Origin of the sequence: Bartonella sp. ML69XJBT, from assembly GCF_028618515.1 — a bacterium.
Taxonomy (GTDB): Bacteria; Pseudomonadota; Alphaproteobacteria; order Rhizobiales; family Rhizobiaceae; genus Bartonella.
Genome location: NZ_JAQITB010000003.1, coordinates 36,396 through 52,939, shown reverse-complemented (window position 1 = coordinate 52,939; position 16,544 = coordinate 36,396). Strand labels below are relative to the sequence as shown.

At 37.5% G+C, this 16,544-nt stretch carries 13 protein-coding genes; 7 read left to right on the top strand and 6 right to left on the bottom strand.

The genetic code is table 11. The features are described from left to right. Nucleotide 1: 1 nt before the first annotated feature. Genes nrdE through nrdH form a run of 3 tightly spaced genes read right to left on the bottom strand, consistent with a single transcriptional unit; the run spans nucleotide 2 to nucleotide 2,756 of the window. Complete coding sequence (gene nrdE / locus PVV68_RS01615; protein WP_273720012.1) at nucleotides 2-2,152, bottom strand: class 1b ribonucleoside-diphosphate reductase subunit alpha; 2,151 nt, start codon at nucleotides 2,150-2,152, stop codon at nucleotides 2-4. Next, on the bottom strand, nucleotides 2,134-2,532 hold the full coding sequence (gene nrdI, locus PVV68_RS01610) for a class Ib ribonucleoside-diphosphate reductase assembly flavoprotein NrdI (RefSeq protein ID WP_273720011.1): 399 nt from the start codon (nucleotides 2,530-2,532) through the stop codon (nucleotides 2,134-2,136). The genes nrdE and nrdI overlap by 19 nt, the downstream gene beginning before the upstream one ends. After that, complete coding sequence (gene nrdH, locus PVV68_RS01605; protein ID WP_273720009.1) at nucleotides 2,532-2,756, bottom strand: glutaredoxin-like protein NrdH; 225 nt, start codon at nucleotides 2,754-2,756, stop codon at nucleotides 2,532-2,534. The genes nrdI and nrdH overlap by 1 nt, the downstream gene beginning before the upstream one ends. 695 nt (nucleotides 2,757-3,451) lie before the next feature. Between nrdH and PVV68_RS01600 the strand changes: the two genes are divergently transcribed. The 7 genes from PVV68_RS01600 to PVV68_RS01570 all read left to right on the top strand — a co-directional run bounded on the left by PVV68_RS01600 (nucleotide 3,452) and on the right by PVV68_RS01570 (nucleotide 11,353). Further along, nucleotides 3,452-4,204: a metal ABC transporter ATP-binding protein gene (locus PVV68_RS01600; RefSeq protein ID WP_273720007.1), complete on the top strand. Its 753-nt coding sequence runs from the start codon at nucleotides 3,452-3,454 to the stop codon at nucleotides 4,202-4,204. A gap of 4 nt (nucleotides 4,205-4,208) precedes the next feature. Continuing rightward, nucleotides 4,209-5,090, top strand: a complete 882-nt coding sequence (locus tag PVV68_RS01595; protein WP_273720006.1) for a metal ABC transporter permease — start codon at nucleotides 4,209-4,211, stop codon at nucleotides 5,088-5,090. Nucleotide 5,091: 1 nt separating this feature from the next. Further along, a complete protein-coding gene (locus tag PVV68_RS01590) occupies nucleotides 5,092-6,018 on the top strand; it encodes a metal ABC transporter solute-binding protein, Zn/Mn family (RefSeq protein WP_273720004.1) in 927 nt (308 codons plus the stop codon). Nucleotides 6,019-7,131: 1,113 nt separating this feature from the next. After that, on the top strand, nucleotides 7,132-8,457 hold the full coding sequence (gene ugpB / locus PVV68_RS01585; protein WP_273720002.1) for a sn-glycerol-3-phosphate ABC transporter substrate-binding protein UgpB: 1,326 nt from the start codon (nucleotides 7,132-7,134) through the stop codon (nucleotides 8,455-8,457). Between the two features lie 100 nt (nucleotides 8,458-8,557). Then, nucleotides 8,558-9,442: a sn-glycerol-3-phosphate ABC transporter permease UgpA gene (gene ugpA / locus PVV68_RS01580; RefSeq protein ID WP_273720000.1), complete on the top strand. Its 885-nt coding sequence runs from the start codon at nucleotides 8,558-8,560 to the stop codon at nucleotides 9,440-9,442. Between the two features lie 10 nt (nucleotides 9,443-9,452). Beyond that, nucleotides 9,453-10,304 (top strand): sn-glycerol-3-phosphate ABC transporter permease UgpE, encoded by an 852-nt coding sequence (ugpE, locus tag PVV68_RS01575; RefSeq protein WP_273719998.1) that lies wholly within the window; start codon nucleotides 9,453-9,455, stop codon nucleotides 10,302-10,304. 2 nt (nucleotides 10,305-10,306) lie between these two features. Further along, nucleotides 10,307-11,353, top strand: a complete 1,047-nt coding sequence (locus PVV68_RS01570) for a sn-glycerol-3-phosphate import ATP-binding protein UgpC (RefSeq protein ID WP_273719996.1) — start codon at nucleotides 10,307-10,309, stop codon at nucleotides 11,351-11,353. A 117-nt stretch (nucleotides 11,354-11,470) separates the two neighbouring features. Here the strand turns inward: PVV68_RS01570 and PVV68_RS01565 are convergent, their stop codons facing one another. The 3 genes from PVV68_RS01565 to PVV68_RS01555 all read right to left on the bottom strand — a co-directional run bounded on the left by PVV68_RS01565 (nucleotide 11,471) and on the right by PVV68_RS01555 (nucleotide 15,385). Then, nucleotides 11,471-12,193, bottom strand: coding sequence for a glycerophosphodiester phosphodiesterase family protein (locus PVV68_RS01565; RefSeq protein ID WP_273719994.1), 723 nt, complete (start codon nucleotides 12,191-12,193; stop codon nucleotides 11,471-11,473). 216 nt (nucleotides 12,194-12,409) lie between these two features. Further along, complete coding sequence (guaA, locus tag PVV68_RS01560; RefSeq protein ID WP_273719993.1) at nucleotides 12,410-13,966, bottom strand: glutamine-hydrolyzing GMP synthase; 1,557 nt, start codon at nucleotides 13,964-13,966, stop codon at nucleotides 12,410-12,412. Nucleotides 13,967-14,098: 132 nt separating this feature from the next. After that, nucleotides 14,099-15,385 carry an RsmB/NOP family class I SAM-dependent RNA methyltransferase gene (locus PVV68_RS01555; RefSeq protein ID WP_273719991.1) on the bottom strand — a complete coding sequence of 429 codons (1,287 nt, stop codon included), beginning with the start codon at nucleotides 15,383-15,385 and terminating at the stop codon, nucleotides 14,099-14,101. Nucleotides 15,386-16,544: the final 1,159 nt, after the last annotated feature.

Genomic DNA, 16,544 nt, shown 5'->3' with positions numbered 1-16,544 from the left:
CCTATAGACTGCATGAAACACAGCCATCCACTTCTGTTCCACTCAACGCTACTTGCCGCAACCGTATATAATAAATACTCTTTATACCCTTTTTCCAAGCATAAATTTGTGCACGGTTAATATCACGCGTGGTAGCAGTATCCGGAAAAAAGAGCGTTAATGAAAGACCTTGATCAACATGCTGCGTAGCAGCAGCATAGGTATCAATAATCTTTTCAGGACCAATCTCATAAGCATCTTGGTAAAAATCCAAATTTGTATTATCCATGTAAGGAGCAGGATAATAAACGCGCCCAATTTTTCCCTCTTTGCGAATTTCAATCTTCGAAGCAATTGGGTGAATAGAAGAGGTCGCATGATTAATATAAGAAATAGATCCAGTGGGGGGAACAGCTTGCAGGTTGCGATTATAAAGCCCATACTCAACAACTAAATCCTTGAGTTCCTGCCAATCCTTTTGATCTGGTATAGCAATATTATTCCGTGCAAAAAGCTCTTGTACAAGTGCAAATTGCGGCTTCCATTCTTTCTCAATATATTTGTCAAAAAAACGACCGTCTGCATAAGCGGACTTTTCAAATCCTGCAAAAATTTTCTTACGCTCGCGTGCAATTAAATTGGAAGCACGTATTGCATGATAAGTTACCGTATAAAAATAGATATTGGTAAAATCAATCGCTTCTGGAGACCCATAATAGATCTTCTCACGCGCTAAAAAACCATGCAAATTCATTTGTCCCAAACCAATCGCATGGCTTTCAGCATTGCCTTTGGCAATGGAGGGTACACAGGCAATATCGCTCATATCGGAAACAGCAGTAAGAGCACGAACAGCAGCTTCCACTGTTCGGCCAAAATCAGGACTTTTCATTGCTTTGGCAATATTCATGGAACCAAGATTACAAGATATATCACTTCCAACAGTGCGATATGTTAAATCCGTCTCTAGTTCACTTGCTTCACTCACCTGTAAAATTTCTGAACATAAATTACTCATACTTATACGTCCAGCTATCGGATTGGCTCGATTAGCAGTATCCTCAAACAAAATATAGGGATAACCTGATTCAAATTGAATCTCCGCTAAGGTTTGGAAAAAAACACGTGCACTTATTTTCTTTTTACGAATCCTTGCATCATCAACAAAAGACCTATAATGCTCGGTCAAAGAAATATCGCTAAAGGGTTTGCCGGTAACGCGCTCAATATCATACGACGAGAATAGGTACATATCCTCATTATTACGTGCAAGCTCAAAAGTAATATCGGGAATAACAACACCAAGCGAAAGCGTTTTAATTCTGACTTTTTCATCAGCATTCTCACGCTTTGTATCCAAAAACTTCATAATATCTAAATGATGTGCATGTAAATAAACAGCACCAGCCCCCTGCCGTGCACCAAGCTGATTGGCATAAGAGAAAGAATCTTCCAACAGTTTCATCACAGGTAAAACACCTGAAGATTGATTTTCTATCTGCTTGATCGGAGCTCCCGCTTCTCGCAAATTTGTCAAACAAAGCGCTACTCCGCCACCGCGCTTTGAAAGCTGTAAAGCTGAATTAACCGAACGCCCTATGGACTCCATATTATCTTCAACACGCAACAAAAAACACGATACCAACTCACCCCGCTGTTTTTTCCCTGCATTTAGAAATGTCGGTGTAGCAGGTTGAAACCGTCCTGTAATAATTTCATCTACAAAAATCTCAGCAAGAGTCTTATTGCCCTGTGCTAAATATAAAGAAACAAGGCACACACGATCTTCATAACGCTCAAGATAGCGCTTTCCATCAAAAGTTTTTAGTGTATAGCTGGTATAATACTTAAATGCACCTAAAAACGTGGGAAAGCGAAACTTAAACGCGTAAGCACGCTTAAAAAGCTTCTTAATAAAAGAAAAATCATAAAGCTTAAACAAACCTTCTTCATAGTAACCTTCCTCTATCAAGTAGTCTATTTTTTCCTTCAAATTATGAAAAAAAACCGTATTTTGGTTAACATGCTGAAGAAAATATTGCCGCGCTGCAAGTCTATCCATATCAAATTGGATATGACCACTTTCATCATAAAGATTAAGCATCGCATTCAGTGCATGATAATCTGTGATCTGACCTGTTTTTTGCGACTGTTCTATACCAATTGTTTCCAAAATCTTTCCAATCCCTTTTTTACACAAATAACATCTTCATCAGTTCCACGCAGCTCAAAACGATAAAGGCAAGGTACAAAACATTTTTCAGAAATGATCTTGCTTGCTAAATTATAATAGCGACCAAAATTACGATTCCCACCACCAATGACACCACGAATGAATTTGCGGTTCTCACTTTCATTGAGGAAATGAATAACTGCTTTCGGCACAGCTCCTCTTCCTTCACCATCTGCATAAGTCGGAACAATCAATACATAAGGTTCATCAACCAACACAGACGGTTTTTTCTTATCAATTTTGAAGAGTCGTTGACCAAGCTGCGAAACAAAATGTTCAGTATTACCCGTAGCACTCGAATAATAAACAATAAGTCCCATTAAACACAAAGACCACTAATCATATCTGGTCTAAAACCAGACCAATGATTTTCACCACAAACGACGACAGGAACCTGACGATAACCCAAAGATTGAACAAAATGATAGGCTTGTTCATCACGGGAAATATCTACAACACGATAATTAATACCTTTAGCATCAAAGGCACGACGTGTAGCATCACATTGGACGCAAGATGGTTTGCTATAAATAGTGACCGGCATTTTCTTCAACTTTCACAATCTTAACAAATCAACCCTCAAAGGGTTCATTCTGATAACTTTATAAATACTCAAGGATAACAAAAAAACAGAAATCGTACGCAAACACATATAGCTATACTCTTTATTCAAATAACACATAGCTTCCTGAATAGAATAGAAGTCCCCATCAAATAATTTTAAAATTATGATGAGAATAAATGATCATTCTACAACTTAAATGGCAAAGCCTCTCAGTTATAAAATAATCTTTTGTCTGCATTACAATTCCCTCCTGCTGTCTAAAAAACTAACGCCCCCAGCCACTGCTTTCCAATAGCTTAGTTTTACTCTTACGACAAAAATCAACTTACAAAAACGAAAGGAAATTCTTCCAAAAGAGCTTCCCGCCAGAATACTGTTCTACTCTTGGCTAATAAACTCTTCTATAATCACATTATGGAAATAACTTAGACACCAAACGAAACACACTACACCCTCACTTGTGCTTATTTAGAATCACCAATCATTTTGATACTATATATAGTATACACACTCTCTCTTTCGTCAAGGCAAATTCAATCATTATTTTTAATTTTCCACGATCTTCCTGCTAAAAATCTCACTACCCAAAACATATGTAATAATATAACGTTTTATTGACAAACGTTATATTATTACATATGTCTATGAGATAATAATCAAAGATGGTAACAAGTATGGATCTGCATTTTGAACGTGCAACTTTAGGCTATGGAAAAAGAATAGCAATAAGAGGCTTTTCAGCAAAGTTAAAAGCTGGCTCGTTGGTAGCAATAACGGGTGATAATGGCTCTGGAAAATCTACGCTCTTGAAAACTATTGCTGGCTTGATTAAGCCTCTCAAAGGTAAAGTTATAAAGCCAAAGAAAAGCCGGATTGCTTATCTTGCTCAGCAATGTGACATAGACAAGACATTTCCCATTGATGTGAGGATGTTGATCCAAACAGGATTGTGGTCTTTTTGTGGATTGTGGAAAGACCAGCGTCCTTATTACTCTAAAATCCAGAATGCTCTTGAAATGGTTGGACTTACAGCACTCGCTACCCATCCCCTTGAGACACTGTCAGGTGGACAGTTACAGCGTGCTCTTTTTGCACGTGTTATTGTACAAGATGCCGATATTATCTTGCTTGATGAACCTTTCAATGGTGTAGATTATAGTACCCAAAAAGATCTTCTTTCCCTAATCTCACACTGGCAACAACAAGGACGAACAGTTCTTACAGCACTCCATGATCCCCTCATTGTGCAAAAATGTTTTCCCCAAATGCTTCACATTCATCAACAACATGCTTTTTATGGAGAAACACCCCAATTCTTCTGTGATAACATGCATCACATTATGTCTCCTCTTACACCCAGCTCTTTGCCTATCAACACGCTAAAACAACATTTTTCTCTCAATGATTCGCAATCTATGGAGTTATAGAGACGTGTACGCATTTTTTCTTGCCCCCTTCGTTGATTTCCATTTCATGCAAAATGCTCTTATCGGTTCAATCCTCCTCTCCATCAGTGCTTGTCCGGTTGGTGTATTTCTGATGCTACGTGGAATGAGTTTAACAGGAGATGCTATATCCCACGCCATTCTACCTGGTGTTGCGGCTGCTTTTCTGATAAGTGGATTTTCACTACTATCTATGACTCTTGGTGGTATTTTCGCTGGCATCATTGTTGCTTTGGCCACAGCCCTTATTTCACGAAATAGTATTCAGAAAGAAGACGCATCAATGACAGTCTTTTATCTTATTGCACTTGCAACAGGTGTCATTATTATTTCCCTGAAAAACTCAACAATTGAACTGCTTCATCTCTTATTTGGCTCGGTGCTTGCACTGGATACACAAACCCTTTTACTCATCACCACGATCATGCTGATCACAATATGCAGTCTTTGTATTTTCTGGCGCGCGCTCGTATTAGAAAGCTTTGATCCCCTCTTTTTTAAATCGCTCTCTCCATTGAGTAAATATGTCCATATATCATTGCTTGGACTCGTTGTATTAAATCTTGTTGGTGGTTTCCAATCACTTGGCACATTACTTTCTGTCGGCATTATGATGATTCCAGCTATTACAGCCCGTTTTTGGCTTTCGCGTTTGGGACCTATCTGCATACTTTCTACCCTTTTAGGAATCATTGCTAGTATATGTGGTCTACTGCTTTCTTTTCATCTGTCACTTCCCTCCGGCCCTGCTATTATCATTGTCGCAGGATCTATTTATCTTTTTTCCTGCTTTATCAGTCCACGTGGTTTTATTGTGACATGGTTTCCTCACCTGTTTTGTACATCCCTCCCTCGTTTAAGGAAATAATGTGTCTAAATTTATTCAAAAATTGATTCTACGTGGAACCCTCTTATCGCTTGTCCTTTTTCCATTTTCTGCTGTTGCACAACATACAATTAAAGTTGTTGTGAGTTTTTCTATTCTTGCAGATTTAGTCAAAAATGTAGGGGGCAATCATATCTCTATGACTACTTTTGTCGGACCTAATGCAAATACCCATACTTATGAACCAGTCCCCCGAGATGCCCAAGCTCTTAGAAATGCTGATATTATTTTCATCAACGGACTCCATTTAGAGGGATTTATTGACCGTCTTATCACTGCAAGCGGGACAAAAGCGCTTCTTGTTGAAGTGGCTGCCAATATTTCTCCCCTTAAAATGAAAAATCAAGAGCAGAGTGCCCAACCACATCATCATCACAGTAACATTGATCCCCACGCTTGGCAAACTATCCCTAATGTTGAAATCTATATCAAAAATATTGCTGCTGCTTTTTGTAAAATCGATCAACAATCCTGTCTAAGCTACAACAAAAATGCTAAGATCTACCTCCAAAAGCTTAAAGAAACACAAGAAAAACTTAAAACAAAGATTGCCATAATCCCAAAAGATCAGCGCATCATCATCACATCTCACGATGCTTTTAGTTATTTTGCCCAAGAATATGGTTTTACTATCCTTGCGCCGCAAAATACTTCAAAAGAAGCTGAAGCAACAGCAGGTGATGTGGCCAAACTTATCAAACAAATTAAAACCAATAAAGCAGCAGCACTGTTTGTTGAAAATATCTCTAATCCGCGTCTTATAAAACAGATTGCAAAAGAAACAGGGTTAAAAATTGGTGGAACATTATATTCCGATGCATTATCAAACGAAAACGGTCCTGCTGCAACTTATCTCGATATGATGGAACATAATGTGAATACCATTATTGACGCTATTACAAAACATTAAGAAGCATTTTATAAAAGAATGAACAAACCTTGATTCTTAAGAGAACAGCAAACTCTTCTGAATACCTACTTCTATTCCATGAAAATGGTTTGTTCTATCATTTTTACGCGCCCCTAAAATCACGTTCATGGGAAAAATTCTTCTTTTGGCACCCCAATATGTCCTATGATGTGTTAAACAGAATAATACTACAAAAAAGCTTAAAATCTCTTCCGAATTAAAGTTTTTATAGAAATTATCCAAAACCCATCACCAAAATGCCTCTTTATCGTTTTTAAAATCTGATCCTCATACTGATCAATCAATTTGTCACAAGTGAAAACACCATTTATACTTGAATTCACTTTCTTGTTTTTTAATTTGTTTCCATATGCATTGATAACAGGAGCTCATTATGTGAATAAGTGTAATTATATTTTGTTTTAAAATTGTTTTTTTCCTAAAATCAATATTTTGGGGGTAATAATTTTTCTGTTTTTATACTCATAAAATACCTTATAAATCATGGTTTGAAGTTGTATAAAAATGATAAATAAGTCCTTTTATAAACAAAAGGTACTCTTAGACGCTCTAAAGATGTTTCCTAAACCTTAAAATGAGATACGTTAATTCCTAAAAACGCGATTTTCATATAATTTTGCAATGCATCAGAAAAGTTTTGGAAGGCTATAATCTCTTAAATAAGTTTAAAAATCTGCTTTAGTAGAATTTCTTAATTTAAATGGAATACAAACAATTTACCTCAAGCTTATTGTTCCACAGTTACAAGACAACTCGCACAGAAAATAAACAATTCTTTCTTGAAAAAGTAAATCTGGATACTCTAATAGCCATAACTGAGTAACATTTACTGTTTATATCCTTGATCTTGTCTACTGCTTTATTCAACACCATTTTATTTTTTATCAGATGTTTACAGGGCAATATCTCGTTAACATACGATAGCTTTCATAAAGGAAAACAAGTAAATCTAAACAAATTCGTTTGACCTTTTGCTGGTTCCTGTTTAAATGAACCAATCTATTTCTGAAACAAAACTGTCATGGCATGTTCATGTGTAATATCATAAATCTAGGGAAAGTCTGTCTTCTATCGCTTCAAAAAGGGGGAACCATGAGTCGTTTTTATTTTTCTATAGCAGCGTTTGCAATTACTGTCAGTATGACAACAGCGGGGTTTGCGCAAACAAAAATTAGCTTTTGGCATTCTATGAGCGGTGAGCTAGGAAAACAAACTGAGCGTTTCATTAACGATTTTAATGCCAGTCAATCTGAGTATAAAGTTGTACCTTCATTTCGTGGTGAATATGAAGAAGGTATGGTTTCACTCATTGCAGCATTCCGTGGAAAACAACAACCTGTTCTTGCCCAAATCTATGAAATTGGTACTGGGACTATGATGGCTGCAAAAGGTGCCGTTTATCCTCTTTATCAACTTATGAAGGATACAAAACAAGAATTTGACCCTACAGATTATTTACCTGCTATCAGTGGCTATTACTCAGATGTCCAAGGGCGAATGCTTTCTATGCCATTCAATGCTTCAACACCAATTCTTTATTATAATAAAGATATCTTTAAAAAAGCAGGGCTTGATCCAGAGCAACCACCTAAAACATGGCAAGATATAGAAAATTTTTCTAAAAAAATTCTTGAGACTAAAGCTGCAAGCTGCGGTTTTACAATGTCTTATGCAGCCCAATGGATTGGCATAGAAAATTTTTCAGCATTGCACAATGTGCCCTTTGGAACCAAAGAAAATGGTTTTGGCGGACTTGATGCAAAACTTACCTTGAATGGACCTTTGCAAGTGCGTATGTGGAGCGACCTTAAAAGATGGTCTGACAAAGGTATTTTTCGCTATGGTGGTCCTGCTGGAGCATTAGATGCGACACCAATGTTTATGACGCAAAATTGCGCGATCTTTATGCAATCTTCAGGCTCTCGGGATGGAATCCTGTCTGAAGCACAGTTTAAGGTGGGATTTGGTATGCTGCCCTATTATGATGATGTAAAAGGTACACCACAAAATTCAATTATTGGTGGCGCCTCTATTTGGGCTTTGAAAGGTCATACACCTGAGGAATATGCTGGTGCGGCTGCTTTTCTTAAATATCTCTCCAGAGCAGATAATCAGGCTAAATGGCACCAGATAACAGGTTACCTGCCAACAACGAAAGCTGCTTACGAATTGAGCAAACAACAACATTACTACGATAAAAATGTCGGTGCAGATATTGCTATTAAACAAATTAATCTTAACCCACCAACTGTGAACTCAAAAGGTATAAGATTTGGTAATTTACCACAGATTCGTTCTATTCTTGATCAAGAATTAGAAGCTGTCCTTAGTGGTTCAAAAACACCAAAAGATGGATTAGATGAAACCGTTAAACGTGGCGATAAGCTCTTACGTGAATTTGAAAAAGCCAATCATTAGGGTTTTATTCTTCATCATTAAAGATCAAAGGTTAATTAAGCAGTTGAGTCTTTTTATTTGTTTACCTTTATAAAGTTTCTGTGTGTAAAGAACCCTACGGATGCAAGAAAAGCACGCATATTTCAAAAATAGTTTACTCCCTTATTGGCTGCTGTTTCCTCAGCTCATTGTGACTTTTTTGTTTTTCTTTTGGCCTGCTGCCCAAGCAATAAAATCATCTTTCGAGCGTGAGGATCCTTTTGGTTTTTCGACAACTTTTATTGGTTTTGAAAATTATATAAATGTTCTCTCTGATCTTGCTTATCTGAAATCACTGCTTACAACCGCAATATTTTCTATTTCGGTTACTGTTGTTTCAATGACGATCGCGCTTCTTTTAGCTGTCTGTGTTGATCGTGTCATCCGCGCAAAAAAAGCTTACACAACGCTTTTGCTCTGGCCTTATGCTGTGGCTCCAGTATTGGCAGGTATATTATGGTTGTTTATCTTTCATCCAACCATCGGAATTATCCCTGTTCTGTTGGAGAAAATCGGTATTATATGGAATTATCGTATTAATGGTACACAAGCAATGATCCTTATTGTGATTGCAGCCAGTTGGCAACAAATCTCCTATAACTTTCTCTTTTTTCTTGCCGGTCTCCAATCTGTTCCACGTTCCCAAATAGAAGCCGCAGCAATTGATGGTGCTGGTCCCTTTAAACGATTTTGGACCGTAGTGTTTCCACAAATTTCACCGACAACCTTTTTTCTTTTTGTTATCAATATTCAGTATGTCATGTTTGATACATTTGGTATTATTGATAACATAACCTCTGGAGGTCCTGCACGTGCAACAAGCACTCTCGTCTACAAAGTGTATGACGATGGTTTTAAAAACCAAATAATCGGTGCATCAGCAGCACAATCAACAATATTAATGTTGATGGTTATTGTTTTAACGTTTATCCAGTTTCGCTGGATTGAACGCCGCGTGCAATATTAGGAAACAAATTATGGTTGAAAATCGCCCTATTTTGAAATTTCTAACCCATCTCACTCTTATTATTGGTATTATAGTTATTTGTTTTCCAGTTTATGTTGCTATTATTGCGTCAACCCATAGTTCAGCGGCATTTAGTTCAGGAACACTTCCTCTTTTACCAGGAAAGCATGCTCTGGAAAACTATCAAATAATCTTTGGTGATGGTCTTGAAAAACTCGGACTACCCAATCTTTGTCCACTTTTAATGAATTCGCTTATTATGGCCCTTGGTATTAGCATTGGAAAAATTATTATTTCGCTCTTTTCTGCTTATGCAATTGTTTACATGCGTTTTCCTTTCCGAAAAACTGCTTTTGCTCTCATCTTTATTACCTTGATGCTCCCTGTCGAAGTTCGCATTATTCCAACATATGCAATCGTCGCACAATTAGGTATGATAAATACCTATAGCGGAATGATTATTCCACTCATCGCATCTGCAACGGCGACATTTTTATTCCGCCAGTTTTTTTTAACTGTTCCAGACGAACTCTTAGAAGCTGCTCGTGTTGATGGTGCAGGGCCATTTAAATTTTTTAAAGATATTCTTCTTCCTCTCAGTAAAAGCAATATCGCTGCTTTATTTATTATTATGTTTGTTTATGGATGGATACAGTATCTCTGGCCTCTTATTGTTACAACTGATCAAAATCATCAAACTATTCTTATTATTTTAAAACAGCTTATCGTAGAATCACTTCAACATGATCCTCAATGGAATATACTCATGGCAGTATCGGTTGTTGCTATGGTGCCGCCTGTTCTTGTCGTCATCTGCATGCAGCGACTTTTTATCAAAGGTCTTATTGAAACGGAGAAGTAACTGTGGCCATAATCCAGTTATCAAACATAAAAAAACAGTATGACAATGGCATTCTGGTCATCAATGATTTAAATTTAACAGTTGCCGATAGGGAACTTCTTGTCCTTGTGGGGCCTTCAGGGTGTGGAAAATCAACGTTATTGCGTATCATTGCAGGACTTGAACAAGTTACATCAGGTGAACTCACTATTGATAATGAGCGTATCAATGAGCGTGAACCAGCTGATCGTGACATTGCTATGGTTTTTCAAAATTACGCACTTTATCCCCATATGACAGTTCGTGGAAATTTAGAATATGGTCTTAAAAATCGTAAAACACCTAAAGATGAAATAAATCGACGTATCACACATGCTGCAAAACTTTTGCAAATAGAGCCATTTCTAGATCGTAAACCGCGACAATTATCTGGAGGACAGCGCCAACGTGTAGCAATGGGACGTGTGATTGTGCGTCAACCACGTGTTTTTCTCTTCGATGAACCTCTTTCAAATCTTGATGCAAAATTGCGGGCGCAAATGTGTATTGAGATTAAAACACTTCAGCGTTCACTGGGAACAACTAGCCTCTATGTTACCCATGATCAACTAGAAGCAATGACATTAGCGGATAGAATCGTTGTTATGAATAACGGAGCTATTGAGCAAATTGGAACGCCAATGGAAATTTACGATTATCCAGCAACAACGTTTGTTGCTGATTTTATTGGTTCGCCTCCTATGAATTTTCTTGATTGCCAAATCTTAGAACAACATTTAGGTCAGCCATTATCTTATAATACAGAAACTGATCTTTTAGCTTTTAGACCAGAAATCATTTTGTTTGGAGAATATCCAGATCAAGGGCCTGTCTTTCACACACAAATTGAACTTATTAAGCCTGTTGGAACAGGGAGCCATATTTTAACACGTTGGAAAGACAATATTTTTACCATTGAAATAAAAGAGCGCTTGGCACACAACTATGGTCAAAAACTAAGCTTTACTGTTCCTTATCAGAATTTTCATACTTTTAATAAAACCACTGGAAAACGTACAGATAATAAGTAAATAAAGTAGAAACTTTAATCTTATAAACATCATCAGAGAATGTTTCTTACTTACTTACTTACCTCCCTCCTATTAATTCCATTTCTGCTAGGAGGGTAAAATTTTATAGATATATACTTATCTTTGTGCACGTAATTGTAAAGCTAGGTCAGGTTGATCTGTGGTGATATAATGAACCGGCATATCCAGCCAATGCGATAGTCGAGCTTTCCCATTAATTGTCCATACCCCTACAGTAAAGCCAGCTTCAAGGGCAGATTTAATAAAGTTCTGTGGAACAGTGGACCCATCTACACTCAAATCAGTATATCCCAATTGTTTCCACTCAGAAAAATGATGGTCCATGTTATCGGAAAAGCTATCAAGACATGGTCCAGATGTTATTCCTGCTTCAATAAAGGGACAAAGGCTTGCAGGATCAAAGCTGATTGCAGAAACGCGTTCTTCTAAATTTCGACTTTTTATCAATGCGAGTGCTTTTTGGGATAAAATTTTCTCACGCTCAACCTCACCACAAGTTTTAATTTCAAGATGTAAGGCAACGTTAGTGGGCGCTAAAAGATCAAGCACTTCTTCTAATAAAGGAGGTGCTTCCATACTTCCTCTTACGCAGAGTTGTTTGCGTGTTTCATTATCAATATCATAAATATATCCTGTTTTCCCAACAAGTTGTTCTAGACGAAAATCATGAAATACAACCACTTCACCGCTTTTCAGTAAATGAACATCGCATTCAATCTCATCAACACCTAACGCTATAGCATTAAGAAATGCAGAAAGGGTATTTTCAGGATAAAGATGAGCTCCACCACGGTGTGCAACAATTTTTTTCTCAGGCATGCAAAATTTCACACTTCTCAATTTTTAATGATATTGATTCATACTGATTAGACAGTGATTTTAAAAAATGATTCTTTATTTACTCTTCTGAAAATCAAATTTTAAACAATACTCTCATTTCTGAAATAACTTTGGAATTATACCATACACAACACCATTAATGCTCTCTCCTTCACTCATCATACATGGTGCAATAAGGTTTATATTTCATTTCAATCATTCCCACTCAATAGTACCGGGAGGTTTTGAAGTTATATCATAAACAACACGATTAATACCCCTTACTTCGTTAATAATGCGCGCTGCTGTTTTGCTTAAAAACGCCATATCGTAGGGATAAAAATCAGCCGTCATTCCATCTACAGATGTCACTGCGCGAAGAGCACAAACAAATTCATAAGTGCGTCCATCACCCATCACACCAACAGTCTGAACAGGAAGAAGCACAGCAAAAGCCTGCCAAATTTCATCATAAAGTCCCGCTTTACGAATTTCATCAAGATAAATGGCGTCTGCTTCACGTAAGATTTCTAATTTTTCACGTGTCACAGCTCCTGGACAGCGAATTGCAAGACCAGGACCTGGAAAAGGGTGACGCCCAATAAACTGTTCAGGTAACCCTAATTCTCGCCCTAGCGCGCGAACTTCATCCTTAAATAGTTCACGCAACGGTTCTACAAGTTTCATGTTCATTTGTTCCGGTAAGCCCCCCACATTATGATGGCTTTTAATTGTTACCGTTTTACCAATGGCTGAAACACTCTCAATGACATCTGGATAGAGCGTACCCTGTGCTAAAAATTCCGCGCCGCCAATCTTTTTGGTTTCTTCTTCAAAAACTTCAATAAAAAGGCGACCAATTGTTTTGCGCTTTTTTTCTGGATCTGTCTCTCCTTCTAGAGCACTGAGAAACATATTAGCAGCATTAACATGAATAAGCTCTATATTATAATGATCACGAAAGAGTGTGAGCACTTCTTCAGCTTCATTCTTGCGCATCAATCCATGGTCTACCAAAATACATGTGAGTTGATCTCCTATTGCTTCATGGAGGAGCACAGCGACAACTGACGAATCAACACCACCTGAAAGACCGCAAATGACACGACTTTTTCCAACTTTCTGTCGTATCATAGCAATTGCCTGCTCACGATAAGAAGCCATGGACCAATCGCCCTTAAGGCCAGAAACTTTATGAACAAAGTTTTGCAAAAGTCTTGTACCATCTGGTGTATGAACAACTTCAGGATGAAACTGCACTGCGTAAAGGTGCCTTTTTTCATCCGCAATAGCAGCATAAGGCGCGCCTTTTGATGTTGCTATGACACGAAAACCTTCTGGTAAAGTCGTCACACGGTCACCGTGGCTCATCCATACTTGATAACAAGAACCCTTTTCCCACACACCATCAAAAAGTACACTGTCTTCTTGTATCTCCAACAAAGCACGCCCAAATTCACGCTCATGTCCAGATTCAACTTTTCCCCCCAGCTGAACACACATCACTTGTTCGCCATAACAAATACCAAGAACTGGGATACCCCTTGCAAAAATTTCCATCGGAATACGCGGTGAACCATCATCAATAACTGAATAGGAACTACCCGATAAAATAATAGCTTTAGGACTTATCCTTTGCATGCCTTCTAACGCAGATTGAAAAGGGACAATTTCACAATAGACACCCATTGCTCGCACCCGCCGTGCAATAAGTTGTGTCACTTGTGAACCAAAATCGATAATAAGAACAGTGTCTGAATGTGCTACGCTCATAGAAAACCAATCAATCATTATAAGATGAGAACAAATAAGATTTATTATTCAATCTTTTCCTTTTCACAAGCCTTTTCACTTAAAAAAGGTTTTTCTCGTAAAATTTAAAGATAAGAAATGCGAAAAGAGATCTCAATATCTTTTTTGCAACACAGATAAAAAGAAACCATCTGTTTTTGTTGTTGCTGGAGATAAGGTGAGTCCATAATTTGAAAAAATCGGTTGAACCGGTGAAGAACTGAAATATTGCTGCCAAAGAGCCTGCATATTTATTGGATAAAAACTGCAATGCTGTTGTAGAAAATGGGAAATTTGTTTCTCATTTTCATCCACAAAAAGAGAGCATGTAATATAGACTAAACGCCCGTTTGGTTTAAGATAATTTATAGCCTTATGCAAAATAGTCTTCTGTTCTGTTTGGCGTTGTCTTACCTGTTCTAGTGTCAAGCGCCATTTCGTATCTGGCCGCCGCCGCCATGTTCCTGTACCGCTACATGGAGCATCTAGTAAAACGATATCCATTTGACCTACTAACGGCTTTAATGCTTCTGTATGTCCACATGGCTGTACATTGTGAACACCAGCACGGTAAAGACGTTCAAAAAGAGGAGCCAAACGGATTTCATTTGAATCATAGGCATAAATTTGCCCTTGATTTTTCATACAAGCAGCTAAAGCTAACGTTTTGCCACCAGCTCCAGCACAATAATCCAATACCTGCATATTGGCTTTTGCTTCGACAAGATAAGAAACAATCTGAGATCCCAAATCTTGTATTTCAAAATACCCCTTCTGAAAAGCCGATTCAACTTGAAGATTGGGATGACGTGCAAATTTTTTAAGCGGGGCAATTCTTAAAGCTTGCGGAAACCATGAAAATGGCTGAACTTTGGTTTTTACTAATTCTTGTAAAACCTTTTCTGGCGTTGCCTTTAAACTATTCACCCGTAAATCTAAAGGAGGGCGTGTTGCTAATGCAGCTGCCTCTACGATCCAATTTTCGAAAAATACAGGATACAGATGTGTTTTACACCATTGGGGAATATCACCACGAATATAGTCTGGCGCATCACCTAATTGCCGTTTTTGCCATGATTGACGCTGCTTAATTCCTAAGAGCTGTGGAGCAAATCGATCTCCTGCTAATTCACCATCAATTTGTTCAATGGTCATTGTTCCAGTGTCTAACAAAGTACCAAAAACGCTATCCCGAATATCATCACTCTCCATACGCCATTGTAAAGAATAACGCCTTCTTAAAACATCATAAACAATTGTACCAATTGCTGCACGATCACTTGCACCAGCAAAACGATGAGAAAGCCCCCAAGCTTTTAAAGCTTCACTTGCTGAGTAGTGCCGCGTTTCTATCTCTTGTAGGATATCCATTGCTGCACGCAAACGCCCACCTAAGCGCATTCATTTCTCCCATTAAATTTTTATAAACTCTCTCAATAAGTTAAGCTAAAATAAATTATCTTTCTTAACGCCAATGGAATTTCTCGAAACTCTACAAAATTTACATTGGAAACTAAATGATTCTGATCGCGCTTTATTTAGCATTTCAAAATCTTCATTTCACCTGCTATCCGTTTACATTCCCCTTATTCTAAAATACACATATTCTATCTTGATCCTGCAAGGTAAGATATCTTCTTAAAAACCTTTCCAAATATGTATTAATATTTTAATTTATAATGATAATTATTTATTTGCATGTGGGATAGAAGTCCTGAATATCGTAAGTTTCTCTTATTTCAAATATTTTCTATGTTGAATCAAACAAATTACTTACTTGCAGATTACAAGTACAGTTAGCGCTGAATAAAACACTTAAAGAAAAGAGTAAAAATACCTCTCATAAACGCTCTCAAATGCCGAAAACCTCGTAACATTGAGAGAAATAGTATGATGGTGCCGGTTTTACTCCTTTATAAGCGATAAGATGGTGGTATGGCTTTATCCTTATAGCATTCACGAACCTCCGTAGTGAAATGAGCTTGAGAACATTGAGAAACGAGAAAAACAAAAGCATGAGACAATGCGTAATCTCCATTATTTAAAAGATACTGCTATAGATGCTTATGAAAGTGGTAAAGGTGAGAATCGGTTTTTATCTTTACAGCTTTACACTCCCCCCAAATGAGGCTGTCTCACCTTTCCAGAGATTAGTCAAACAGAGATATACAATATGCTCGCCCCTACTATACAAAAGCTGGAACTTCTTGCAAAACTTTCAATCGTCTCAATTTTTATCTCAAACATACGGCTGCGGTAGATTTTGATGTTAATTTACAGATAACAGAATAAGCACACACTTTATAAGATAGGCAAAAATCATCCCCTCCTTATTTTCTTGTAAATTAAATTCTTAGAGCTTTCTATAAACAGTACTTGACACCCAATATTTTCCTATCTTGAAAATGCTACCTTTCTGAAAAGATGCAAAAACATCCCGGTTAAGGCCAGCACGTCCATATTATTCTTCAAGAAATATTAACTTTTTAGGAAAGGCTTGGAACCACTATTTGGCATGACCGTTTTTACTATACTGGTCTTAAGCCAGATAATTTAAAAG

What these genes read in the sequence shown, in the direction of transcription:
- nrdI (WP_273720011.1), bottom strand. Translation starts at nt 2,532, where the DNA reads ATGGGACTTATTGTTTATTATTCGAGTGCTACGGGTAATACTGAACAT.
- nrdH (WP_273720009.1), bottom strand. Translation starts at nt 2,756, where the DNA reads ATGCCGGTCACTATTTATAGCAAACCATCTTGCGTCCAATGTGATGCT.
- PVV68_RS01600 (WP_273720007.1), top strand. Translation starts at nt 3,452, where the DNA reads ATGGATCTGCATTTTGAACGTGCAACTTTAGGCTATGGAAAAAGAATA.
- ugpB (WP_273720002.1), top strand. Translation starts at nt 7,132, where the DNA reads ATGAGTCGTTTTTATTTTTCTATAGCAGCGTTTGCAATTACTGTCAGT.
- ugpA (WP_273720000.1), top strand. Translation starts at nt 8,558, where the DNA reads ATGCAAGAAAAGCACGCATATTTCAAAAATAGTTTACTCCCTTATTGG.
- ugpE (WP_273719998.1), top strand. Translation starts at nt 9,453, where the DNA reads ATGGTTGAAAATCGCCCTATTTTGAAATTTCTAACCCATCTCACTCTT.
- PVV68_RS01565 (WP_273719994.1), bottom strand. Translation starts at nt 12,193, where the DNA reads ATGCCTGAGAAAAAAATTGTTGCACACCGTGGTGGAGCTCATCTTTAT.
- guaA (WP_273719993.1), bottom strand. Translation starts at nt 13,966, where the DNA reads ATGAGCGTAGCACATTCAGACACTGTTCTTATTATCGATTTTGGTTCA.
- PVV68_RS01555 (WP_273719991.1), bottom strand. Translation starts at nt 15,385, where the DNA reads ATGCGCTTAGGTGGGCGTTTGCGTGCAGCAATGGATATCCTACAAGAG.